General features: G+C 58.6%; 23 protein-coding genes. 9 read left to right on the top strand and 14 right to left on the bottom strand.

Going from position 1 to position 22,753, the window contains the following annotated elements; translation table 11 throughout:
• Positions 1-58: 58 nt before the first annotated feature.
• The 4 genes from ACMXYH_RS13285 to ACMXYH_RS13300 all read left to right on the top strand — a co-directional run bounded on the left by ACMXYH_RS13285 (position 59) and on the right by ACMXYH_RS13300 (position 4,436).
• Entirely contained in the window at positions 59-1,549 is a 1,491-nt protein-coding gene (locus tag ACMXYH_RS13285) for an aldehyde dehydrogenase (protein WP_415767337.1), read from the top strand.
• 56 nt (positions 1,550-1,605) lie between these two features.
• Positions 1,606-2,889 (top strand): NAD(P)/FAD-dependent oxidoreductase, encoded by a 1,284-nt coding sequence (locus ACMXYH_RS13290; protein WP_415767338.1) that lies wholly within the window; start codon positions 1,606-1,608, stop codon positions 2,887-2,889.
• Positions 2,890-3,324: 435 nt separating this feature from the next.
• Positions 3,325-3,873 (top strand): cupin domain-containing protein, encoded by a 549-nt coding sequence (locus tag ACMXYH_RS13295; protein ID WP_007895886.1) that lies wholly within the window; start codon positions 3,325-3,327, stop codon positions 3,871-3,873.
• 116 nt (positions 3,874-3,989) lie between these two features.
• Complete coding sequence (locus tag ACMXYH_RS13300; protein ID WP_415767339.1) at positions 3,990-4,436, top strand: NUDIX hydrolase; 447 nt, start codon at positions 3,990-3,992, stop codon at positions 4,434-4,436.
• A gap of 184 nt (positions 4,437-4,620) precedes the next feature.
• Here ACMXYH_RS13300 and ACMXYH_RS13305 read toward each other — a convergent pair whose 3' ends face one another.
• The 11 genes from ACMXYH_RS13305 to ACMXYH_RS13355 all read right to left on the bottom strand — a co-directional run bounded on the left by ACMXYH_RS13305 (position 4,621) and on the right by ACMXYH_RS13355 (position 16,259).
• Positions 4,621-5,454 (bottom strand): suppressor of fused domain protein, encoded by an 834-nt coding sequence (locus ACMXYH_RS13305; RefSeq protein WP_415767340.1) that lies wholly within the window; start codon positions 5,452-5,454, stop codon positions 4,621-4,623.
• 94 nt (positions 5,455-5,548) lie between these two features.
• Complete coding sequence (locus ACMXYH_RS13310; RefSeq protein ID WP_415767341.1) at positions 5,549-7,030, bottom strand: hypothetical protein; 1,482 nt, start codon at positions 7,028-7,030, stop codon at positions 5,549-5,551.
• A gap of 193 nt (positions 7,031-7,223) precedes the next feature.
• On the bottom strand, positions 7,224-7,517 hold the full coding sequence (locus tag ACMXYH_RS13315) for a fructose-bisphosphate aldolase (protein WP_415767342.1): 294 nt from the start codon (positions 7,515-7,517) through the stop codon (positions 7,224-7,226).
• Positions 7,518-8,197: 680 nt separating this feature from the next.
• Positions 8,198-8,416, bottom strand: a complete 219-nt coding sequence (locus ACMXYH_RS13320) for a PLD nuclease N-terminal domain-containing protein (protein WP_150657405.1) — start codon at positions 8,414-8,416, stop codon at positions 8,198-8,200.
• A gap of 179 nt (positions 8,417-8,595) precedes the next feature.
• A complete protein-coding gene (locus ACMXYH_RS13325) occupies positions 8,596-10,011 on the bottom strand; it encodes a purine-cytosine permease family protein (RefSeq protein WP_415767343.1) in 1,416 nt (471 codons plus the stop codon).
• Between the two features lie 306 nt (positions 10,012-10,317).
• Positions 10,318-11,466 (bottom strand): acetylornithine deacetylase, encoded by a 1,149-nt coding sequence (gene argE, locus ACMXYH_RS13330; RefSeq protein ID WP_415767344.1) that lies wholly within the window; start codon positions 11,464-11,466, stop codon positions 10,318-10,320.
• Positions 11,463-12,140 (bottom strand): DUF1028 domain-containing protein, encoded by a 678-nt coding sequence (locus ACMXYH_RS13335; protein ID WP_415767345.1) that lies wholly within the window; start codon positions 12,138-12,140, stop codon positions 11,463-11,465. Before ACMXYH_RS13335 ends, argE begins: the two co-directional genes overlap by 4 nt.
• 164 nt (positions 12,141-12,304) lie before the next feature.
• Complete coding sequence (locus ACMXYH_RS13340) at positions 12,305-12,721, bottom strand: RidA family protein (protein ID WP_008027166.1); 417 nt, start codon at positions 12,719-12,721, stop codon at positions 12,305-12,307.
• Positions 12,722-12,742: 21 nt separating this feature from the next.
• On the bottom strand, positions 12,743-14,053 hold the full coding sequence (locus ACMXYH_RS13345; RefSeq protein WP_415767346.1) for a flavin-containing monooxygenase: 1,311 nt from the start codon (positions 14,051-14,053) through the stop codon (positions 12,743-12,745).
• 160 nt (positions 14,054-14,213) lie between these two features.
• On the bottom strand, positions 14,214-15,488 hold the full coding sequence (locus ACMXYH_RS13350) for a flavohemoglobin expression-modulating QEGLA motif protein (protein WP_129444948.1): 1,275 nt from the start codon (positions 15,486-15,488) through the stop codon (positions 14,214-14,216).
• Positions 15,489-15,716: 228 nt separating this feature from the next.
• Positions 15,717-16,259 (bottom strand): DinB family protein, encoded by a 543-nt coding sequence (locus ACMXYH_RS13355; protein ID WP_129444947.1) that lies wholly within the window; start codon positions 16,257-16,259, stop codon positions 15,717-15,719.
• Between the two features lie 152 nt (positions 16,260-16,411).
• On the opposite strand from ACMXYH_RS13355, the gene ACMXYH_RS13360 reads away from it, so the two are divergent.
• Both ACMXYH_RS13360 and ACMXYH_RS13365 read left to right on the top strand, forming a co-directional pair.
• Positions 16,412-16,891, top strand: a complete 480-nt coding sequence (locus tag ACMXYH_RS13360) for a VOC family protein (RefSeq protein ID WP_415767347.1) — start codon at positions 16,412-16,414, stop codon at positions 16,889-16,891.
• A 221-nt stretch (positions 16,892-17,112) separates the two neighbouring features.
• The gene (locus tag ACMXYH_RS13365) at positions 17,113-17,586 is read left to right on the top strand and encodes a GNAT family N-acetyltransferase (protein WP_149630653.1); all 474 of its coding nucleotides are present in this window, start codon (positions 17,113-17,115) and stop codon (positions 17,584-17,586) included.
• Positions 17,587-17,590: 4 nt separating this feature from the next.
• On the opposite strand, the gene ACMXYH_RS13370 is transcribed toward ACMXYH_RS13365, so the two are convergent.
• A complete protein-coding gene (locus tag ACMXYH_RS13370) occupies positions 17,591-18,016 on the bottom strand; it encodes a hypothetical protein (RefSeq protein WP_134422946.1) in 426 nt (141 codons plus the stop codon).
• Positions 18,017-18,215: 199 nt separating this feature from the next.
• On the opposite strand from ACMXYH_RS13370, the gene ACMXYH_RS13375 reads away from it, so the two are divergent.
• Genes ACMXYH_RS13375 through ACMXYH_RS13385 form a run of 3 tightly spaced genes read left to right on the top strand, consistent with a single transcriptional unit; the run spans position 18,216 to position 19,751 of the window.
• Entirely contained in the window at positions 18,216-18,587 is a 372-nt protein-coding gene (locus ACMXYH_RS13375) for a PH domain-containing protein (RefSeq protein ID WP_046049313.1), read from the top strand.
• A 35-nt stretch (positions 18,588-18,622) separates the two neighbouring features.
• Entirely contained in the window at positions 18,623-19,288 is a 666-nt protein-coding gene (locus ACMXYH_RS13380) for a DUF2268 domain-containing putative Zn-dependent protease (protein WP_415767348.1), read from the top strand.
• A 40-nt stretch (positions 19,289-19,328) separates the two neighbouring features.
• Positions 19,329-19,751 carry an HD domain-containing protein gene (locus tag ACMXYH_RS13385; RefSeq protein ID WP_129444943.1) on the top strand — a complete coding sequence of 141 codons (423 nt, stop codon included), beginning with the start codon at positions 19,329-19,331 and terminating at the stop codon, positions 19,749-19,751.
• 184 nt (positions 19,752-19,935) lie between these two features.
• Here ACMXYH_RS13385 and ACMXYH_RS13390 read toward each other — a convergent pair whose 3' ends face one another.
• Positions 19,936-20,841 carry an alpha/beta fold hydrolase gene (locus ACMXYH_RS13390; protein ID WP_415767349.1) on the bottom strand — a complete coding sequence of 302 codons (906 nt, stop codon included), beginning with the start codon at positions 20,839-20,841 and terminating at the stop codon, positions 19,936-19,938.
• A 116-nt stretch (positions 20,842-20,957) separates the two neighbouring features.
• Entirely contained in the window at positions 20,958-22,634 is a 1,677-nt protein-coding gene (locus tag ACMXYH_RS13395) for an MFS transporter (RefSeq protein ID WP_415767350.1), read from the bottom strand.
• Positions 22,635-22,753 lie beyond the last annotated feature (119 nt).

Here is a 22,753-nt window from a genome sequence, read left to right on the forward strand (position 1 = left end):
TTTCAACTGACGGGCATCAGCCTGACGATCACTTATTCCTCTGCGTCGAGTCACAACCATGACAAACACTCGCAGCGACTGGGAGCAACGCTTCCAGTCCTTAACACTCGAAGGCCGTGCATTCATCGACGGCCAATACTGCCCGGCACTCAGCGGCGACACCTTTGAATGCATGAGCCCGGTCGACGGCCGCTTCCTGGCGAACATCGCCAGTACCGACGAAGCCGACGCCAATGCGGCAGTCGCCGTCGCACGCCGCACCTTCGAATCCGGCATCTGGGCGCGGCTGGCACCCGCAGAACGCAAGCGCATCCTGATCCGCTTCGCCGACCTGATCCTGGCCAACCAGGAAGAACTCGCCCTGCTCGAAACCCTCGACATGGGCAAGCCGATCAACGATTCCATGAACATCGACATTCCAGCGACCGCCAACGCGATCCGCTGGAGTGCCGAGGCCATCGACAAGATCTACGACGAAGTCGCCGCCACGCCGCACGACCAACTCGGCCTCATCACCCGCGAACCTGCCGGTGTGGTCGCCGCCATCGTGCCGTGGAACTTCCCGCTGATCATGGCCAGCTGGAAGTTCGCCCCAGCCCTCGCGGCCGGCAACTCGTTCATCCTCAAGCCTTCGGAAAAGTCGCCACTGACCGCGATTCGCATCGCCCAACTGGCGCTGGAAGCGGGCATCCCGAAAGGCGTGTTCAACGTCCTGCCGGGCTACGGTCACACCGTCGGCAAGGCGCTGGCGTTGCACATGGACGTCGACGTGCTGGCGTTCACCGGCTCGACCGCGATTGCCAAGCAACTGCTGATCTACGCCGGGCAAAGCAACATGAAACGCGTCTGGCTCGAAGCAGGGGGGAAGAGCCCAAACGTGGTGTTTGCCGACGCGCCGGATCTGCGCGCGGCAGCACAAGCGGCGGCCGGTGCGATTGCCTTCAACCAGGGCGAAGTCTGCACCGCCGGTTCGCGCTTGCTGGTGGAGCGTTCGATTCGCGAGCAGTTCATTCCGCTGCTGGTGGAAGCGCTGCAAGCCTGGAAACCGGGGCACGCCCTCGATCCAGAAACCACCGTCGGCGCGGTCGTCGATCAGCGTCAACTGGACAACGTGCTGCGCTACATCCAGATCGGCAAAGACCAGGGCGCGCAACTGATCGCCGGCGGCAGCCGCACCCTCGAAGCCACCGGTGGCCTGTACGTGGAACCGGCGATTTTCGACGGCGTGACCAACGCCATGACCATCGCCCGAGAAGAAATCTTCGGCCCGGTGCTGTCGCTGATCACCTTCAACACCGAGGAAGAAGCGCTGGCGATTGCCAACGACAGCATCTTCGGCCTGGCGGCAGGCGTGTGGACCAGCAACCTGAGCAAGGCTCACACCTTCGCTCGCGGCTTGCGCGCCGGCAGCGTCTGGGTCAACCAGTACGACGGCGGCGACATGACCGCGCCGTTCGGCGGGTACAAGCAGTCGGGTAACGGTCGGGACAAATCGCTGCACGCGTTCGACAAATACACCGAACTCAAAGCGACCTGGATCAAGCTCTAATACCTATAAAAAAAGCGACGGTCGCCGGCAGGTGCCAGCGGCCATCGGAGAAACCTATGAAACAAGCACATGTAAACAGCTACTACGCCGCCACCCGCAACTTCACCGGCGACTTCCCGGTGCTCGAACAAGCGGTGGACTGCGACGTCTGCGTGATCGGCGCCGGCTACACCGGTTTGTCCTCGGCCCTGTTCCTCGCCGAAGCGGGCTACAGCGTGACCGTGCTCGAAGCCGCCAAAGTCGGTTTCGGCGCCAGCGGCCGCAACGGCGGCCAACTGGTCAACTCCTATAGCCGCGACGTCGATGTCATCGAAGAACGCTACGGCGACAAAACCGCCGAAGTCCTCGGCAGCATGATCTTCGAAGGCGCCGACATCATCCGTCAGCGCATACAACACTACGACATCCAGTGCGACTACAAGCCGGGCGGCATCTTTGCTGCACTGAACAAAAAGCAACTCAAAGGCCTGGCCGAGCAGAAAAGCAGCTGGGAGCGCTACGGCAACAAGAACCTGAAAATGCTCGACGCGGCTGACATCAAGCGCGAAGTGGGTTGCGACAACTACGTCGGCGGCCTGCTCGACATGCAGGGCGGCCACATCCACCCGCTGAACCTGGCCCTCGGCGAAGCCTCGGCCATCATCGGCCTGGGCGGCAAAATCTACGAACAATCGGCCGCAGTAGAAATCACCTACGGCGAACCGATCACCGTACGCACCGCCAAAGGTGTGGTCCGCGCCAAGTACCTGCTGATCGCCGGCAACGCCTACCTGCCGCAAGACCTCGACAACCGCGTCACGCGTAAAAGCATGCCGTGCGGTTCGCAAATCGTCGTCACCGAGCCGTTGTCCGAAAAGGTTGCCCGCAGCCTGATCAAAAACAACTACTGCGTCGAAGACTGCAATTACCTGCTCGACTACTACCGCCTCACCGCCGACAACCGCTTGCTGTACGGCGGCGGCGTGGTCTACGGCGCCCGCGAACCGGACGACATCGAACAGCTGATCAAGCCGAAAATCCTCAAGAGCTTCCCGCAACTGAAGGACGTGAAAATCGACTACCGCTGGACCGGCAACTTCCTGCTGACCATGTCCCGCATGCCGCAATTCGGCCGCATCGAGAAAAACGCCTACTACATGCAAGGCTACAGCGGCCACGGCGTCACCTGTTCGCACCTCGCCGGCAAACTGATCTCGGAAATGATCCGCGGCGACGCCGAACGCTTCGATGCATTCGCCTCGCTCCCGCACATGCCCATGATCGGCGGCCGCACCTTCCAGGCCCCACTCACCGCCATGGGCGCCGCGTACTACGCACTGCGTGACCGATTCGGTATTTAAGTTAAGCCTGCTGCAATCCCTGTGGGAGCGGGCTTGCCCGCGATGAGGCCATATCAGTCGCTATCAATGTCGCCTGATACACCGCCATCGCAAGCAAGCTCACTCCCACAGAGATCCATGGCATACACAAAATCTGTATACAACCAGAACCAAAATGTGGGAGCGGGCTTGCTCGCGAAGAGGCCATCCCAGTCGCTATCAATCCCACCTGACACCCAGTAACCGCATCCACAGTTCGCACGGTCAAACCACCCAACTTCAGGTCAAACCAACCTTTTTACCCAACCATTTATCGAACCTGCTGAGCAACGCCACCAAACGTGATTTAATACCCGCCTTTCAAATTTCCGGGACAGGGAAGCGGTGTTTTTCGCGGCCAAAAGTCGCCCGCCATCCACCCCCATAACCCTTAAGTATTCTTCGCATAAGGCTGTCATGGACACGGGCTCACGACTCAAACTAGTACGCGAAAGCTACAAACTCTCCCAGCGCGAGCTGGCCCGGCGTAGCGGCGTCACCAATGCCACCATCTCCCTGATCGAACAAAATCGCGTCAGTCCCTCCGTCAGCTCCCTCAAAAAACTGCTCGAAGGCATCCCTATGTCTTTGGCGGACTTCTTTACCTTTGATCAGCCGCCGCGTGAGCACCAATACGTGTTTCGCGCCAATGAACAGCCGGATCTCGGGCGTCATGGGCTGCGGTTGTTGTTGATTGGCGCTTCGGTGCCGAGTCGGCAGATGCGACTGTTGCGCGAGCAATACGCGCCTGGGGCGAGCTCGGGGGAAGAGCCGATTGTGCATTCGGAAGGGGAGGAGTGTGGGCTTGTTACCCGTGGCACTGTGGAGCTGACTGTTGATGGGCAGATTAGTGTGCTGAATGCCGGGGATGGGTATTACTTTCCGACGACGCTGCCGCATCGGTTTCGGAATATTGGGGCGGATGAGGCGGAAATCATCAGTGCTAACACGCCGGCTAACTTCTGATCTCAACAACGGACGCCAACCTGTAGTAGCTGCCGAAGGCTGCGTCCGCGGCCACCACCCATGCCAAATGGAAGCACCTGCTTCAGGGTTTAAACAAAGTAAATGGACTTCACTTCATGACTAAACACCGCATCCGCCCCCTCGCACTCTGCATCTTCCATCACGATGGCAAGATACTAGTCAACGAAGCGTACGACCCCATTACAGGAAAGCCATTCTTGCGCCCAATCGGTGGCGGAATCGAGTTTGGCGAAACCAGCGCCCAAGCCGTAATTCGTGAAGTAGATGAAGAACTCGGTTTATCCATCACCGATGTTCGCTTACTCGGCACGCTCGAAAACATCTTCACGTATGCCGGCACGCCCGGTCACGAAATCGTGCAGGTCTACGATGCGAAATTCGTGGATGCGAGCGTCTATGAACTGCCCCACTTGAACGCTCAAGAAACCGATGGCGTTGCCTTTATTGCGAAGTGGCTGCCGTTCGAAAGTATTACTGGCGATACGCCGCTGGTTCCTGCTGGGTTGTACAAGCTGCTGAAGAAGGTCGCACTGCTGGACTGATGCTCCGTCATTAGAAATTAGCGGAAAAGTGACTTTGAGGTGCTATATCGGCGCGCTGTAGTCGATGCCCTGATCCAGAGACCAGAACATCGGGCAGTAGGTTTTCAACTGTGATCCCTCCTGGGAGGGCACGCACTGCGTGGTGTATTTCCTGATTGCTCACATGAAAGCGACCGCTCGGTTTTCACACAACGCTAGCACGATTCAGATTGCTCATATGTCCGATGCCGGCGACCTTCAAACGGCTGACCAGATCTTCGCGTGCTGCTCGCCCACCCGATCGGACATATTCAAGCTCCGATGCGGTGATCAATACCATCGAAACTAACCTGACCGGAGATAACGGCATGTCATCCAGTAGGGTCGGGAAATCCGGTTCCAGGGCTCCCAGCAAGACGCCTGTACAGTCGTCTTCGGTCACGAAGTTTTTGGGGAGTTGATCGCTCATGTGGTGCGACAGGCTGAACCCGGGAATTTCGAGAGATAGCGTACCGTACTGATCGAGACGTTCGGTGACTCCTCCAGCGTCAGCCACCGTTTTGGCAACGTGCTCCAACAGTTCGAATGCCCAGCTGTTTTTTAATGGATCGACGTCACCAAGTGAACCACGTGCGTGCTCGGGTATGTCAGCTGTTTCCATGAACAACTCCATCTCGAAACCATTGCCCATCCCTTCAACTCCATCGAATGGATCCGACAGGCCGTCGGTGGCAAGGAGTATCGAGTCACCACGGCGAACGACCCGGTAGGCCTGACGAGTCGAGGGCCAGTCAGGGCCACCACTGAAACTCGGACTGATCATATAGGCAATGACGTCCCGCTCGACCGTGCCGACAGAGCGCCAATGACGATCCAGGCACGCTTCGCCGGCGAGTCGCGCCGCCAGATTGGCCGCTTCGGCCTCGTTCAACTCGCCGAAAGCCACCAGTTTCTGGAATGCCTCGATTTGAGGTTCGGCCTGGAGGTCTTGGGTGACAGGGCTTCTCAGTGAGTCGAGAAGTTTCTTAATGAAATTCATGTGCGTTCCTTGCCGGGTTTTGGCATTGATGTGAAAACGCGGAAGCAGATTGTGCTTACACTTCTACGGTTTTTTTTGCTAATGGGCAGCCAACTCAAGATTCCACCACCTCAATCGTCCATTCGCCCAGCACGTTCTTCGTGACGTATTGAGTCTGCACAAACACGCCATACGCTTCGAGGTAGACGTAAAGGTTGGTGGCGTATTGATAAGTATCTTTCGTGCAACTGAGTACCTTGGCCGTCCCGGTCAAACTTGGGTGATACGTGCTGGCCGGTTTCTGCGACTCCACCTCGCAACTGTATCTGTTGTCGACCGGCACCAAGGCTCTGGGACCTTTCCCGCCGTTGCCGTAACGGAACTGCATATCCTGCGCCGTGTATCGCAGCAGTGCGCCGACTGGCATGTTCACCCAATCGCCTTCGAAGCTGAGGTTCGTGATCGCGTTATCCTCGATCGTTATCTCACCTGCACGAGTTCTGTATTTACTTTCAGCCAAGTCAATCAGGCCTCGGAAAGTGACTTTGGCCCACTGACTTCCTCTGCCTTTAAAACGCTCCGTCAGTTGTTTACTCGTCTCGTCAGAAAGGTATTTCGAGTCACGCCCGTTAAGCCGTACGCCTTCATCTGAATACTGCCTTGGCTCGGACTTATCCGTGAACACCCGGCGCAAGTGCTGAATGCTTTTCTCCGGTTTGGGCATATTCAATGCCTCGATGGCTCTCACCACCGGGACGGCAACGGCGGGGACCGGCAATTCGAAGGGAGACTGCTCGCGTCCTTCAAAGTGTTTGTATTGATCCAGCGATTGCGGCTTGCCACAGGCCACCTGAAAAAGCTGACGCTCATCGGCGCTGACGCTTTGCAGGCCGATGGCTTTAACTTCCGTTTGAACCGCTCCATTGATCACGCGGCTGTGCGCATCAAGATAGAAATGGCTTAACGCGGTCAGTTGTTGCAGGGCGCAGTTGGCCGTCCAGCGCTGGCGTGCCTGACTATACAAGACGTTTTTTGAGCCGGGCAGCAACAGCTCGGCGGGAAGTACCCGAGCCGTCCAGAAAGTCACCTCATCACCTTTTACTTTCAGGCTGGCGCGGTCGATCATCTGCCAATCCTGATGCTCGGGTGCCGAGAACACGCGCCATTGAGGAGGTGTTGTCTGGGCACACACCTGCTTCAACTGCGCACTTTGCAGGTACTGACTCTTTTGTTCAGCAGGCAATTGCCAGGATTCCTCTGAACCCCCCCGCGGTTTAACGGCGAATAGAGACATCCCCGCTTTGCTGCGGTAAGCCATTTGCGCATCGGGTTGGCTGCAGTTGGCGTCGAAACGTGCCAGATAGTGGAGTTCCGGACTTGGGGACGAAGCCACTACATAGGTGATCCGATCTCCCTCGCGAATGATCGAGTTCGGCTCGGGTGTCTCGAACATTACACTGTTGAAGACCTCAAGGCCTGGCTGGACCTCAGGTGTTGTGATTTGAGCGGACGCGGGCTTTGTCGCTTGGCATCCAGAAAGGATCAACGCAGCGGTAAGCAGTGAAAAAAAGCTGAAAGGGTGGGACGTGGCATCCATGCGGGTGTACTTCATCGAAAGAGTGATAGCATATTAACATGAGTGCTGGCAGCCAAATAGGACGGCGCTTATAGAGACGATATTGTGTTCGTGCTGTGCTGATAGAGAAAACAATCCTCTCGGTAACTCGACAGGCCTGAACAAAACAAAAAAACCCGCTACTCAGTGCGGGTTTTTTACGACTCAACTCTGATCACTGACTCTTTGGTACATCAAAGCCACGTTGCTCAATCACCCGAAACACATCGCTCACATCCTGGACCATGATCCGGGCGATGTTGGTGACGGTGTTGATGTCGTTTTCGGCGTAGTCGGGGAGGCTGGTGCAGGCCATGAGGTGCAGGTATTTGAGGACGGCGTTGAGGCGTTCGCTGACGCAGTTGTGGAGTTCGCGGAGCGGGGCGTCGCTGTCGATGAGGAGGACGGGGTAGTCGGTGGCGAATTGGGACATGGGGGTGAAGCGGCGAGGCGGGTTGTTCATTTTCATTAGATAAGATTCTTTTTGAAGGGAATGAACTGCCATCTTTTTGCTGCGAAACAAAATGGGTGGCAACTGTGCGCGGGTTCGCAGACCAGGAAAGAATCAAACCCGGCAGACTCGAAAGTCTCCCACGCACAGCCGCCATAAACTGCGACACAGGCGAAGCTCGCCTGGGTGTTTTATGACGGTGCCGGCTGATTCTATTCTGTAGGGCTGCGAAACCCAATCGCTAACTGCTGTCAGCGACGCGTCGAATATAGGCGTCGATTTTGGTGGCTGCAAACGGGCGTGTAGGACGTGAGTTCGGTTTTTGTGGTTAATGGCGGAGCCTGTATTCGGCTGAGAAACAGTCGGGAATCAGAAGTTGTTTAGTGTCAGCTGGACCTTGCGTGGCGGGTTTGCGGCTGCTGCGCACCCGAACGCAGGCTTCGCCAGCTGCTACAGGGGTTGGGTGTTGTTTAACTGATCGGCAGGGTTTGGGTCGGCTTCGCCGCCCAGCGGGAGCAAGCTCCCTCGCCACAGAGGGTGGTTTCCTACAAGATTTTCGGATCGGAAGATCAGAAGATTTTGGCTTTCGGTGGCTTCCACGCTTATCGAATGCCTGGAAACAACAAAGCCCCGAATCATCAGGGCTTTGTTCTTTGAGATTGCGCAGTTCCAAAATCCTTACCGCACAGCATTCAGTGTCATTGTCTGGCCTGCGGTGAATGCGGGTTGTGATCGGTGTGTTTCGGTCCCGCCAGTGCCCACGCTATCAGCCCGAATAGCGGTACAAACACGATCACCACCATCCATACGAGTTTGTTGCTGGATTTGCCTTCGGCTTTTCGCACTTTGTTGATTGCCCATAACTCGACAAGCACAAGTATTGCGGCGAGAACGATCCAGATGGTTTCGGTTTGCATTGGTTACCCTCCTGATGGTCATTCAGTTAGGTGGGTGGGTGTGGGCGGGGTTCAATAAATTTCGGGAGGTTGTGGAGATGACGGGTAAAGCGAAAACGGGTTTGCTCGCGAAAGGTGTGACAGTCGACATGGATGTTGAATGTCATGACCTCATCGCGAGCAGGGGATTGGGTTTTACCTTAGAGGCTGTTGGCGAGTTTTCCGGTTGAGAGGCGGCGTTTGTAGGCGGTGTCGCGGTTGGCTAGCCAGTAGTAGAGCGGGGAGGTGATTAGCAGGCCGACCAGCCAGGACAGGTCCGCGCCGTTGATGTGTTCGGAGATGGGGCCGACGTAGAGGGGCGTGTTCATGAAGGGGATCTGCACCACGATCCCGATCGCATACGCCAACAACGCTTGCGGGTTGTACCGCCCATAGATCCCGCCATCCACCTTGAAGATCGAGCTGATGTCGTACTGACCTTTGTGAATCGCGTAGAAGTCGATCAGGTTGATCGCGGTCCACGGCACCAGCACCACGAGCAGCACCAGGACCATGTCGACGAAGTGGCCGATGAAGTTGGCGGAGGCGCCGACGGCGGCGAAGCAGCAGGCGGCGAGGACGATGATCGAGAGGACGGCGCGGCTTTTGGCGGTCGGGATCCAGCGGTAGGCGAAGGTTTGGACCAGAGTGATCAGCGACAGTACGGCGCCGTACAAGTTGAGGGCGTTGTGGCTGATGACGCTGAGCAGGAACAGCACGAGCATCAACGGGCCGATGGAGCCGGTGGCGAGTTTGACGGCGTCCATGGTGTCCATGCCGACGGGCGTGGCGAGGACGGCGACGGCGCCGAAGATGAACGAGAGGCTGGAGCCGAGCACGGTGCCCAGATACGTGGTCCAGAACGTTGAGGCCACGGGGACGTTGGCCGGCAGGTAGCGCGAGTAGTCGGAGACGTAGGGCGCGAAGGCGATTTGCCAGAGCGCGGCGAGGGAGACGGTGGCGAGCCAGCCTGAGATGTTGAAGCTGCCACGGGTTAGGAAGTCGGCGGTCTGCACGTGGGTGAAGATGTAGCCGAAGCCCAGCACGATGCCGGCGCCGAGTACCCAGGTGCCGATGCGGTTGAGCACGTGGATGAAGCGGTAGCCGATGATGCCGATGATGCCCGAACCGAGGGCGCCGATGACGATGCCCACCGGCACTGGCACGCTGTCGACTACGCCGTGCAGGGATTTGCCGGCGAGGACGATGTTGGAGGCGAAGAAGCCGATGTACATGATGCCGGCGATCAGCACCACCAGCAGTGCGCCGAGGGAGCCGAACTGGGCGCGGCTCTGGATCATCTGCGGAATGCCCATCTGCGGGCCTTGCGCCGAGTGCAGCGCCATCAGCACGCCGCCGACGAGGTGGCCGACGAGGATGGCGACGATGCCCCATACCAGGTTCAGGTGGAACATCTGCACGCCGAGGGCGCCGGTGACTATGGGTAGTGGGGCGATGTTGCCGCCGAACCAGAGGGTGAACAGGTCCCTTGTCTTTCCGTGACGATCTTCGGGCGGCACGTAGCCGATGGTGTGTTTTTCGATGAGCGGGGCGGAGGTTGTTGCTGCGGTAACCATGACGGACTCCAAGGCAAAAGTGAGTACGTGGACGTACTTCGGTGAGCGCCGCGCGGGGGCGACGCTTTTCTTGTTGGAGTTGATGATGTGCGGTGGGGAGTGAGAGATAAATTAGTAAGTTTGTGGGTATAGACGTTAAAAAATGTATGCCAGTGGGGACGGTGAAAAACCTGTGGGAGCGGCGGTGCGACGATTCGACTTGCTCGCGAAGGCGGAGTGTCAGTCGACAATGATGTTGTCTGACACTCCGCCTTCGCGAGCAAGCCCGCTCCCACAGGGGATTTGTGGTGTTAATGAAATTGTGATTCAGCTGATCGATAGCAGCATCCGTTGCAGCATGGCGTCGCAGGCGGTGAGTTGTTGGAGGCTGACAAACTCGTCCGGTTTGTGGCCTTGATCCATGCTGCCGGGGCCGCAGACGACGGTGGGAATGCCTGCTGCGTCGAACAGACCACCTTCGGTGCCGAACGCTACCGTTCCGAATTCTCGGGAGCCGCAGAAAGCAGCAATCAACTCAGCGGCTTCGCTGTGCGCATCGGTCGCCAACCCGGGATACGCCGACAACTCGCTGAAGCGAATCTCGCTCTGTTCACTCACCGCACGCATGCGCGGCAAAACTTGTTGCTCGGCGTAGGCCTTCAGTTTCTGCGCAACCTCACTCGGATCATGCGAGGGCAGGGCGCGGATTTCGAAGTCGAAGCGGCAATCGGCGGGGACGATGTTCAAGGCCTTACCACCGGAAATCACGCCGGTTTGCACCGTGCTGAACGGCGGATCGAAACGCGCATCGTGATGCTCGGGCGCTTTGAGTCGGTTGCCAATCCGCCCCAGTTCACCGATCAGTTCGGCGGCGTACTCGATGGCATTGACTCCGAGTGGGGCGTATGCCGAATGGCACGCTTCACCGTGAATATCGCAGCGCATCGCCAGTTTGCCCTTATGGCCCAGCACCGGTTTGAGCTCGGTCGGTTCACCAATGATGCAGAGCATCGGTTTGACCGGGCGTTTTTCCAATTCCGACAGCAACGAACGCACACCGAGGCAGCCGACTTCCTCATCGTAGGACAGCGCGATGTGCACCGGCACCCGCAGCATGGCTTTCACCAGCGACGGGACCAGCGCGAGTACACAGGCGATGTAGCCTTTCATGTCCGCGGTGCCGCGACCGTACAACTTGCCGTCGCGCTCAGTGAGCTCGAACGGCGCAACAGTCCACGGCTGGCCGTCGACGGGCACCACGTCGGTGTGCCCCGACAGCACGATGCCCGGCCGGTCCGCCGGGCCAATGGTGGCGAACAGATTGGCCTTGCTGCGCGGCTCGTTGTAGACCAGCTCGCAAGGCACGTCGAAGCGTTCGAGGTAGTCGCGGACGAATTCGATGAGGTGCAGGTTTGATTCGCAGCTCGTGGTGTCGAACGCCACCAACGTTTTCAGCAAATCGAGGCTGTTGCTCATCGCTCGTCTCCGGCGACACCGTAGCCAGGGGATTTGTCGGGAGCGAGGGCGCGGTCAATGTAGTCCTGAACCTGTGGGCGATAGGCGCCCCACAATTTCTCAAGCTGGCCGATCGGGTCGTGATCCGCCCAGTCCACCCGCAGGTTGATGATCGGCCAGGTCAACTCGCCGACCACCACCACCGCCGCCGAATGCACTGGCCCGGCTTCGCCGCCCGCTGCGATTGCCGCTTTCATGGCCGCGAGCAAGCGGTCGGTCAGTTGACCTTCGCCATGCTCGAATGCCTCGACCATGGCCTCGATCACTGATCGATCCGCCAGCATGTTGCCGGCAGCGACGCATTGATCGCCGGACACGGCGTTGTGGTTGCCCAGGGTTTGCGAACCGCTGAAATGCGCGGTGCGGCCGAGATGGTCTATCGCCGTGATCTGGCGATATTGGCTGTAGCCGTTGCGGGTCAGGACCTTGTCCAACGCCTCGGCCGGTGTAAGGCCTTGTTCCATGAGGGCAAGGGCTTCCGGGCCGAGTGACGGCAGGGTGATGTTTTGCGTAGAGACGGCGCCGACACCCGGCAGTAGCCAGGGGCAACGGGCGCCGACGGCGATGCTTGAGGAACTGATCGCAATGCCGAACTGACCGGTTTCGGGGCAACGTGCTGCGATGGAGAAGGTCATGGTTTTGCTCCTTGTATTGCCTTGGCTGAGGTGGTGTCTGTGCTGGCCTCATCGCGAGCAAGCTCGCTCCCACAGGGGATCTTCAGTGGCCACAGTTTTGTGTACGACGCAGATCAAATGTGGGAGCGGGCTTGCTCGCGAACGCCGCGACTCGGTAAACCTGCTTACTCAGGAATCACCGCAATCACATCAATCTCCATCAACCACTGCGGCTGACCCAGTGCCGACACCACTAACCCGGTCGAAATCGGAAACACGCCTTTAAGCCACTTGCCAACTTCCTGATACACCGGCTCGCGATACCGCGGGTCGATCAGGTAAGTGGTGGTTTTCACGATGTGGCTGAGGTCGCTGCCGGCCTCTTCCAGCAACTGCTTGACGTTGCGCATGGCTTGCTCGGTTTGCGCACGCGGGTCACCGAGGCCTACCAGGTTGCCTTCGAAGTCGGTACCGACCTGGCCGCGAACATACACGGTGTTGCCGGCCCGGACGGCTTGGCACAGGTCATTGTCCAGGCTCTGGTTCGGGTAGGTTTCCTTGGTGTTGAACATGCGAATACGGGTATGGGTTGGCGTGGACATTTGAAGCTCCTGAAGAAGAAATTAAGCACTGACCGTTGCTTTATGGGCGACCGGGACGGTTTCAGCCTCGCGTTGCGCGGCATCGTGGTATTCAAGGTATGAACGCTGGATGGCAATGTGGTCAGCCACGTACTTGGCATCGTGCCAAACGCCCCAGATGAACGAAGACCCGCGACGCGACTGCCACGGCAGGCCGAGGAAATACACGCCAGGCTCGCTCGACACGCCGCGCTGATGCGCCGGTTTGCCGTTGTCGTCGAAGGCATCAACCTTGAGCCAGCTGTAATCCGTGGCAAAACCGGTGGCCCAGATGATCGAGGTCACGCCGGCCTTGGCCAGGTCGAGCTCAAGAATCGGGTTAGTCACACAGTCTGGATCGGAAAAGGTAATGCGCGCTTCAGGCTCTTCCGGCAGGTCCAAACCGTTGCGTTCGATGTAGGCATCGGCGGCATTGAGCAGCGTCAGATAATTCTCGTCGCCGCGCGCCAGGTTCTCGGCAAGGTTCGGTTGAAAAGTCGCTACGCCGCCGTTGAACGATTGGGTCAAACCCACCAGTGTCATGCCGCGATGGGCGAGGCCACGGAAGTCCACCGTGCGGCCGCCATGTGCACCGCTGACCGCGATGGTCACGTGTTCCCGGCCGGGTTTCATGGCCGCCTGATCCCATTCGCCGAGCACACCCAACCACCAGCAGAAATCACGGTTGCGATAAGCGCGGGGAGGGCGATCGTGTGCGCCGACCGAGAGGTAAACCTTCTTGCCGGCACGCTGCAGTTCATCGGCGATTTGCACGCCTGACGAACCGGCGCCGACCACCAGAACCGCGCCTTCAGGCAGTTGCGCTGGATTGCGATAGTCGGCCGAGTGGATCTGCAGGAATGGCTGATCTTTCGGTGCGATCGGCGGGATAACCGGACGCTGGAAAGGCCCGGTGGCAGCCACCACGCGGTTGGCCTCGATCACGCCCTCGGAGGTTTCAATGGTGAAGCCCGGGCGACCGGCATTGCGCTCAACCTTCAGCACGTCCACGCCGGTGCGGATCGGGGCGTTGAATTTCTTGGCGTAGGCTTCGAAGTAGTCGGCGACCCGCTCTTTCGGGGCAAAGTCATCGGGGCTGAGGTCGTCGAAATCGAGACCGGGAAAACGGTCGTGCCAGGCCGGACCGTTGGCCACCAACGAATCCCAGCGCCCGGTGCGCCAGCGTTCGGCGATACGGTTGCGCTCCAGCACCAGGTGCGGCACGCCAAGTTTGCTCAAGTGTTCACTCATGGCCACGCCAGCCTGACCGGCGCCAACTATCAGCGTATCTGTTTTTATCTTTTCAGTGGTCATCTCTATACCCTTCGAAGTTGGATTTAGGTCGGTAACGGCCTGCCATTTCTTGGGGTCAAGACTAGGGATCACCCTGGTATCGGTAAAATATTATTAAGCTGGCATTTGAGTATAAATAACTGATGCAGAGCGTTTGGTTCGGTGGCTCTCCCTTTAAACGCTAGGCGCTGGCATCGGCTTCATGCTCGTCGGCGAAGGCCATGAGCACCTCCAGATCGAGTACATCCAGCTTGATTCGGGAAATAAAAGCGGAGAAGGCCAGGTTGGCGGCGAGCAGACGCAGATCGCAGGCCCAGGCCGGGACATGGACCGGCCCCTGGAGCCAGCCGGACTCGAAGAGCGGGGCCAGGCGCACGGTATCGCCCAGACTGAGGCGCCCGGCGAACAAATGGCCCACCAGTTCCGGCCGGTTGTCGCGGATCGCGATGCGCAACAGGGTATGCACGCCGAGCAAACCGGTCAGGTAGGCGGCATCCTTGGTGAACGCCGAACCGCCGCGCAGGTCGGCGCCGCGGAAAACCCGCTGGGTCGAGCGGAAGGACTCCTCTTGCGACTGACCGGCGGCGAGAAAGCCTTCGAATACCTGAATGAAGTCGGCGCCATCCAGCGCCTGCTGGACCGCGAGCACGCGCAGGGCGAGGCGGCGAAGGCGGTTAATGTCCATGCTACCGGTGAACAGCTCGGCCAGGGTGGCGATGCCCTCCTGGGTCTGGGTCGTGCGTGGTGCCCCCAGGCCCAGGCTTTTCAGGTTGGGTTGCAGGGCGCCGTTTTGTGCCGTGGCGACATGCACGAAGGCCTCATGCTGCAACAGCTGGTTCTTGTCCAGTTCCGAGAACAGCGCGCTGGCACGCAGGCGGATGCGACTGGCCCCGGCGATGGCCTTGGCGGCCAGGGTCGGATCGAGCACGACGGTGATCCGGCCCGGTCCGAAGAAGCGGTCCAGTTCCGGCTGCATCCAGGCGGCGAAGACCTCGGCCGGGATTTCTGCCGGGCACGGTGGAATCCGCGCACCGCCCAGAAGGGCGTCGGTGGTCTTGAGGAAGAATTGGGCCGCGTCCAGCATGCTCAATTTCTGGCTCGAGTAATAGAAGTCCGGGCGCCGGTACAGCGCTGACGAATACTGAGTAAAGGCGGGTGTACCGATGGCACCGAGCATATGCCCCGCCGTCGCATAGCTGCGCGCCGTCATGGCGAGGTGGCGCCCGGCCGGATGGCCCTCATCGCAGCGGCCGATAAAGGCTTCGAGGGCGGCGATATCGGCGCTGTGGTCGTGCGGGCGCAGCTCGACCTTGGGCAGTTCTGCCTGCCCGGCGCGCCAACGTGCCAGGAATACTTCCTCGACCCCATCCGGCCAGGCCAGGGCATCCAGCACGCGGATCTTGCGGGCCAGACCGGGCAGGGCGGCATCGAGCTCGGACAGGGGAGTGGCACTCACAGACATCACCTTGGGAGACGAGGTTCGTCGCAAAAGTTTAGTCGTTGTCGATGCATCCCGTTGTGAGAGGTCACGCCTGAGCTGTATCTAGTGGAGTGAAAAGGCTCTCTGGTCAGGTATCGATTCACTGGAAGCTCTGGAGTTGCGAACTCTCGACGATGGACGGCTTGCGACAGAAGACCAGGCCAAAAGTCTGCCCAATGATCAGGTGCCTGGTGACGAGTTTTTTTATACGCAGGATTGGGATGGAATGAGAAAGACTAAATCTGTATCAACTATGTCAATACCAGCCTGTGAAAGCAGCGTAGTAACCTGGCCACGGTGATGGGTTTGATGGTTGAAAAAATGCATGACCAGGCTGTAAAAATCCTTATCGGACACTACACCTTTCATGCTGGCGTAATGGAGAGTGTGGTCCAGATCGGACTCTGTAATAGAGTGAGCCCATTCGACAATTATCTGATCGAGTCTCTCTCGATGCACTGAGAGCTCTGGAATAGTAGAGAACAACAATTGGTCGAGGCTTTTCGGATCGCAAAGTTGCCTCACCGGCTCCAGTGCCGAGTGGTCCGCTGGATGCTTGGCGAATCGCTTTAGCCACACAGTGTCTCCGATCGCCACGTGGTTTAGCGTCCCGAGAATAGATTTGAAGAACGCTTTTCTATCGGCTGAGAGCTCATCATCGGACAAGCAACTGGTTGCCCCATAGATCTTTGCGTTCATCCATTTGTTATAGGTCGCCATCAGGCAGATGTGTTCGGTGCGGCTCATGTGTTCATCCTTTGAGTATGTGTTCGCACTATCCATGCGAGGCCGGGATGTTATCGCCTCCAATGCGGAGCAGCTACTGAAGAGTAGCCAAAGCCGTGCCGCTGAATGCGCTGCTAAAATGCACGAACCCATTCCGATTCTGGAGAACCAAGATGATCAGCAAAAACACGATTTGTCTGTGGTACGACGGCACCGCGTTGGATGCAGCGACGTTCTACGCCGAAACGTTTCCCGACAGCGCTGTGGGAGCTGTCCTTCGCGCGCCCGGCGACTATCCGGCAGGCAAGCAGGGCGATGTCCTGACAGTCGAGTTCACGGTGATGGGCATCCCTTGTCTCGGACTGAACGGGGGCTCGGCGATCAAGCACAACGAGGCTTTTTCGTTCCAGGTTGCGACCGACGACCAAGCCGAAACGGACCGCTTGTGGAACGCGATTGTCGGGAATGGCGGCCAGGAAAATGTATGCGGCTGGTGCCAGGACAAGTGGGGAGTGTCATGGCAGATCACACCACGTGTTCTGACCGCTGCGATCACCAATCCTGATCAAGCCGCGGCCAAGCGTGCGTTCGACGCCATGATGGAGATGGGAAAGATCGACATCGCTGCGATTGAAGCGTCCATTAAGGGTTGACCAACGCTGCTTGGGGCCGGGCGATTGACAACCCACGTCTCCAACAACACTATCTGCCCATGACTTACACATCCCGCATGTACATGATGTATTCCTCCATGACCGCTTCCGGCGGGCCATGAGGTCATGCGTGCTTGGAACCTGACGTATTCACCAAGGCCCCGCCAGAAATGGACGGGGCTTTTTAGTTCTCCGTCCGCCGATGGCTAACGGAGATTGAAGTGTTAGAGATCAAACGAGCCCATCAAGGCGATTGCCGGGCGGCATTCGACATTCGCCGTCACGCGATACGGCATCAGTGCATCGGCGCCTATACCCCGCAGCAAATGGACGTCTGGACGGCAGGGGCCGCTGAGGACGGATATTGCGACCTGATGGAAAAACACTTTTATCTGGGGTGTATTCAGGGAGAACCTGTGGCGACAGGCATGCTTGATCTGGAGAGGCGTGAAATCGGCGCGATCTTTGTCCTGCCTGGTTTTATGCAGCAGGGCATTGGCAAGCGCATTCTGGATTACCTTGAGTGCCTGGCGCGGGATCTGGGGCTGGAGGAAGTTCAACTGGACGCTACGTTGAACGCCGCTCACTTCTACCGGCAATGCGGTTTCGTCGGTGAGCAGACGGCTATTTACCATTCGCCCTCCGGTCTGCAACTCGCTTGCATTCCGATGGTGAAGGGGCTGTTGCGTTCTTGAGCGGCTATTTCGTTTTCCAGTGACCACCACCCGACTCGCAATCAATTTTCGCCTGACTCAAATGCTCAGCGCCGTAGTAATACGTAGTGACCTGAGCATTGTTCGGAATATTCAGCGATGTGCTGTTCTTGTCTTTGCTGGTGGAGTGAGGATTGGCCAGCGATTCTTGCGTCAACGTGGCGATGCAAGTGGCCTGAGAATGATCGGCGCACTGTTCGACTTTTTTCTTGGTACTGGCCAGCATGTCTTTGCTCTCGTTGCTGCATGACCAATTGATGGCGTTCACCGGCATGCCTTCGTACTCATAGCAGCTATGCGTTTCGACCACCGGCACGGAAGGGCTTTGAGAGCGGGTCAGCACGTCACAGCCTTCAGCCATGACCAGGGTGGGACTCAGGCTGGCAAGCAGAAGCAGCAGTCTACTGTTCATCGGGATTTCCTCTCCAATGGCGCCTTGTTTGATCAAAGATCAGCGCTGATAGGGTTTCGAAAACGCGATGAGGCGCGGGGTTCCATTGGTTTTTCAGATCCGCTGTGGGAGGGGGCGCAAAAAGCGCAGGCCCGATGGTATGCTCGCCGCGCCACGCGCTGGCAATCCAGGGAACACTCTTTAAGGAAGGGGATGGCGGATGATCGATTTCAACAACAAAGGCTTTTTCAAACTCAAGCAAAACAACGAGTACGCGGAGCGAGTCACCGCGCTGCTGCTGGACGGCGAGCAGGTCATTGATGCCTATAAATCCATGCGCGACGGCGTGGTGTTTACCAACAAACGAATCATCGCGGTGAACGTGCAAGGCATCACCGGCAGCAAAAAAGATTTCACTTCGTTGCCTTACAAAAACATCGTCGCTTACTCCGTGGAAACCTCGGGCACCTTCGACCTGGATTCTGAGCTGGAAATCTACTTCTCGGCGCTGGGCAGAGTGAAGTTTGAATTCACTGGGAGGACGTCGATGGTCGAGATTTCCAAACTCATCTCACAGCATCTGTTGGGCTGAGTTTTTAGGCTTCGTGACAGTTTTCAGAGGTAACAATGGACGCATGGACACTGCATTGGCTGGAAGCCTCGGGGAGCCTTGCTGAACTTCGCTCCGATTTGATCGGCGAATTTGACGCCGCTTACAAGACGGTCTCCCGTCTGATTACGCCTGCGCGACTTGATGTGTTGATCCAGCGGCTCCCTGGCGAGACCATTCCTGAAATGGGCCTCTTGGGGCGCGCTTATCGAAGCTCAATGTTCACGATGACCATCGATCCAGACAACCCGAATTTTTTGCCCAGCCTGCGCACGGGCACGCTGCATCGACAAATCGTCCATGAGGTTCATCATTGCCTGCGCATGGCGGGGCCTGGTTACGGTTGGACGTTAGGTGAAGCCTTGGTCAGCGAGGGACTTGCCGGACAGTTCGTCCGGCATTTGCTCGGCAATGACCCAGAGCCTTGGGAGTGTGCCGTTACCGACGCCGATCTGCTTCGCTTCCCGGTAGACCTGAAGACCCTTGAGTCCACGCATTACAATCACAGTGAGTGGTTTTTCGGTTTTGGTGCTCATCCGAAATGGCTTGGCTATACGCTTGGTTACGAGATGGTTGGGCGCTGGCTTGCGTCAGTGGGCGAAATCGATGCTGCAACCTGGATCAACGTGCCTGCACACGATATTTTCGCCTCAGCGCTTGAGGAAGGCATTGTGGTGCTCTGACCCAACGACCGTTAAGGCATTCAAGCCTGGGAGCTGCAAGATGACTCAAACACTGGAACGCGCCATTGCCATCGCCGCCACTGCGCATGAGGGGCAGGTCGACAAGGGCGGTAGCCCTTACATCCTGCATCCGCTGAAAGTCATGCTGCGGGTCACGACGCTGGAAGAACGCATCGTCGCGGTGCTGCATGACGTGGTCGAAGACTGCGGCATCAGCCTTGATGACCTGCGCAAGGAAGGGTTCAGCGAAGCCGTACTGACGGCCATCGAATCGGTCACCAAAGTGCCGGGGGAGTCCTATGAAACCTTCGTCGAACGCGCGGCGCAGAACCCGATTGGCCGGGTGGTGAAACTGGCGGATCTGGAAGAGAACAGCGACTTGTCGCGAATCGCGCAGCCGTCGTGGGAAGACCTGGAACGCATTGAAAAATATCGGCGGGCGATTGGCGTTTTGCGTTCCTGACGAGCCGAACAAATAGATCAATTACGCCCCGCACTGTGTAGCAGCAGGCGAAGCCTGCGTTCGGCTGCGCAGCAGTCGTAAAACCTGAATACACGGTTTTCCTGAAACATCGCATTGTCTGAACATTACGACTGCTGCGCAGCCGAACGCAGGCTTCGCCAGCTGCTACACAGTGCGGGTTGCATTACTGCGCAATAAAGTCGCGAATCGCTCGAATGGTCTGTGTTGGCGCTTCCTCCATCAGCCAATGTCCCGCCCCCGGAATGACCACCTGCGTCACAGTGTCCGCTGCATTGCGCATCACGATCGCTTCATTCTCCGCAAAGGATGTTTCCCCACCGACGGCCAGCACCGGCATCGTCAGCCGCGTCGCCATCGACGCTTCGTTGTCCACCGCGTCCTGACGAATGCTGCGGAACTGGGCGAAGGCCGCGTGCATGGCGCCGGGTCGGGCATAGAGCTTGGCGTAATGCTGACGGGTGGCTTCATCCACTTTGGTGGGGTCGCCCGCGAACTCGTTCCAGAACCGGTCCAGGTAGATGCGCTCACGACCGGCGACCAGGCGTTCGGCATCCGGTCCGCAGAAGTCGAAGTGCCACAACATCGGTGAGCGGACAATGTCGTTCCAAGGAGGAATGCCCGGCACGGGCGCATCCATCACCACCAGGCGGTCGGTCAGCTGCGGATAGCTCGTGGCGTAGGCGAAGGCGACCATGGTGCCGATGTCGTGGCCGATAACCACCGAGTGTTCGATACCCAGCGCTGCCAACAGCGCACGGATGTCGCCGGCCTGGGTTTTCTTGTCGTAGCCGCTGTCCGGGATCGACGACAAGCCCATGCCGCGAAGGTCCGGCACGACGACGGTGTGATCCTTGGCCAGATCGGCGGCCAGTGGCGCCCACATGTCGCCGGTGTCGCCGAAGCCATGCAGTAGCACCACGGCGGGCCCCTTGCCGCCGACGCGCACATGGAGCGTGACGCCTTCGACCGGGATGTCCTGAACTCGAAAGGCAGCAGGAAATGGCGTCACCCCGGCCTGTGCCGGGATGCTGAGCGCAAGCAGCATAAAAGCGGTTAACAGACGGATCATGACGGTGTACCCCATCAGTGCGCGGGGAAGGAGCCCCGAAGCCATTTGGATGAGCGTAGACCGTTTGATCGTCTCTGGATTGCCCTCTCCCTGGCAGGAGAGGGCGGGTGCCAGCCTTAGGTGTGATGAATTTCCCGATCCTTGGTTTCCGGCATGAAGAATATGCCAAGAATGGCCGTCATCACGGCGATGACGATGGGGTACCAAAGCCCGTAGTAGATATCACCCGTGGCCGCGACCATGGCGAACGCCACCGTGGGCAGGAAGCCGCCGAACCAGCCATTGCCGATGTGGTAGGGCAGCGACATCGAGGTGTACCGGATGCGCGCCGGAAAGAGTTCCACCAGCCAGGCGGCAATCGGACCGTAGACCATGGTCACGTAGATCACCAGGATGGTCAGGAGCAGAAGCACCATCGGATAGTTGGTCTTGGCCGGGTCGGCTTTCTCGGGGTAGCCGGCGTCTTTGAGCGCGGTGCCGAGGGAGGCGGTGAAGGCGTCGTTCTTGGCCTTGAAGTCGGCGGCCGGCATGCCGGTGCCCTCGAAGCTCGGGATCACCTTGTTCCCGATGCGGACCTGCGCGACGGCGCCAGGCTCAGCTTTCTCGTTCTTGTAGGGGATGGCCCTCTTCGCCAGCACCGTCTTGGCGAGGTCGCAGGAGCTGGTGAATTTGGCCTTGCCCACCGGGTCGAACTGGAACGAGCACTGGTCAGGATCGGCGACCACTGTCACCGGGTTCTTCTCCTGCGCGATGAACACGTCGGGGTTTCCGTATTGGGTCAACGCATGGAAGATCGGGAAGTAGGTCAGCGCCGCGAGAATGCAGCCGGCCATGATGATCCCTTTGCGGCCGATGCGGTCGGACAGGCTGCCGAATATGACGAAGAACGGCGTGCCGATCAGCAGGGAGCCGGCAATCAGCAAGTTGGCGGTCTGCGGATCGATCTTCAGCGTCTGCAGCAGGAAGAACAACGCGTAGAACTGCCCGGTGTACCAGACGACGGCCTGACCGGCAGTGCCGCCGAGCAGGGCCATGATCACGATTTTGAGGTTGTCCCAGCGGGCGAAGGATTCGGTCAGCGGCGCCTTGGAGGACTTGCCTTCGGCTTTCATCTTCAAGAACACCGGCGACTCGCTGAGTTGCAGGCGGATGTACACCGAGACGATCAGCAGCAGGATCGACAGCAGGAAGGGAATCCGCCAGCCCCAGGCCTCGAAGGCTTCGGTGCCGAGGATGGTGCGGCAGGCGAGGATCACCAGCAGCGAAAGGAACAGACCGAGGGTCGCAGTGGTTTGAATCCACGAAGTGAAGTAGCCGCGCTTACCTTTCGGCGCATGTTCGGCCACGTAGGTCGCCGCGCCGCCGTACTCACCGCCCAGGGCCAGGCCTTGCAGCAGGCGCAGGCTGATCAGAATGACCGGCGCTGCCACGCCGATGGTCGCGTAGCCGGGCAAAAAGCCCACTACGGCCGTGGAGATACCCATGATCACGATGGTGATGAGAAAGGTGTGTTTGCGCCCGATCATGTCGCCCAGTCGGCCGAACACGATGGCGCCGAAGGGGCGTACCGCGAAGCCCGCGGCGAACGCAAGCAGCGCGAAGATGAAGGACGTTGTCTCATTGACACCGGCGAAGAAGTGCTTGGCGATGATCGCAGCGAGGGAGCCGTAAAGGTAAAAGTCGTACCACTCGAACACGGTACCCAGGGACGAGGCAAAAATGACCTTGCGCTCCTCCTTGGTGATCCCGTGGTGGGGCGCGCTGCCCGTGGATGTGTTGTCGATTGCGGCCATGAGTCTTCTCCGTCGTTCTTGTTGTAGGCCGGAGTACCTCACTACCTTTTTTGCCGCACCCAGGCCCTGGGGCTGATGTCGTCGGATTACGGATTGCGCGAAGCATGCACACAGGCTGA

Origin of the sequence: Pseudomonas frigoris, assembly GCF_047758635.1 — a bacterium.
In the GTDB taxonomy this organism is placed as follows: Bacteria; Pseudomonadota; Gammaproteobacteria; order Pseudomonadales; family Pseudomonadaceae; genus Aquipseudomonas; species Aquipseudomonas frigoris.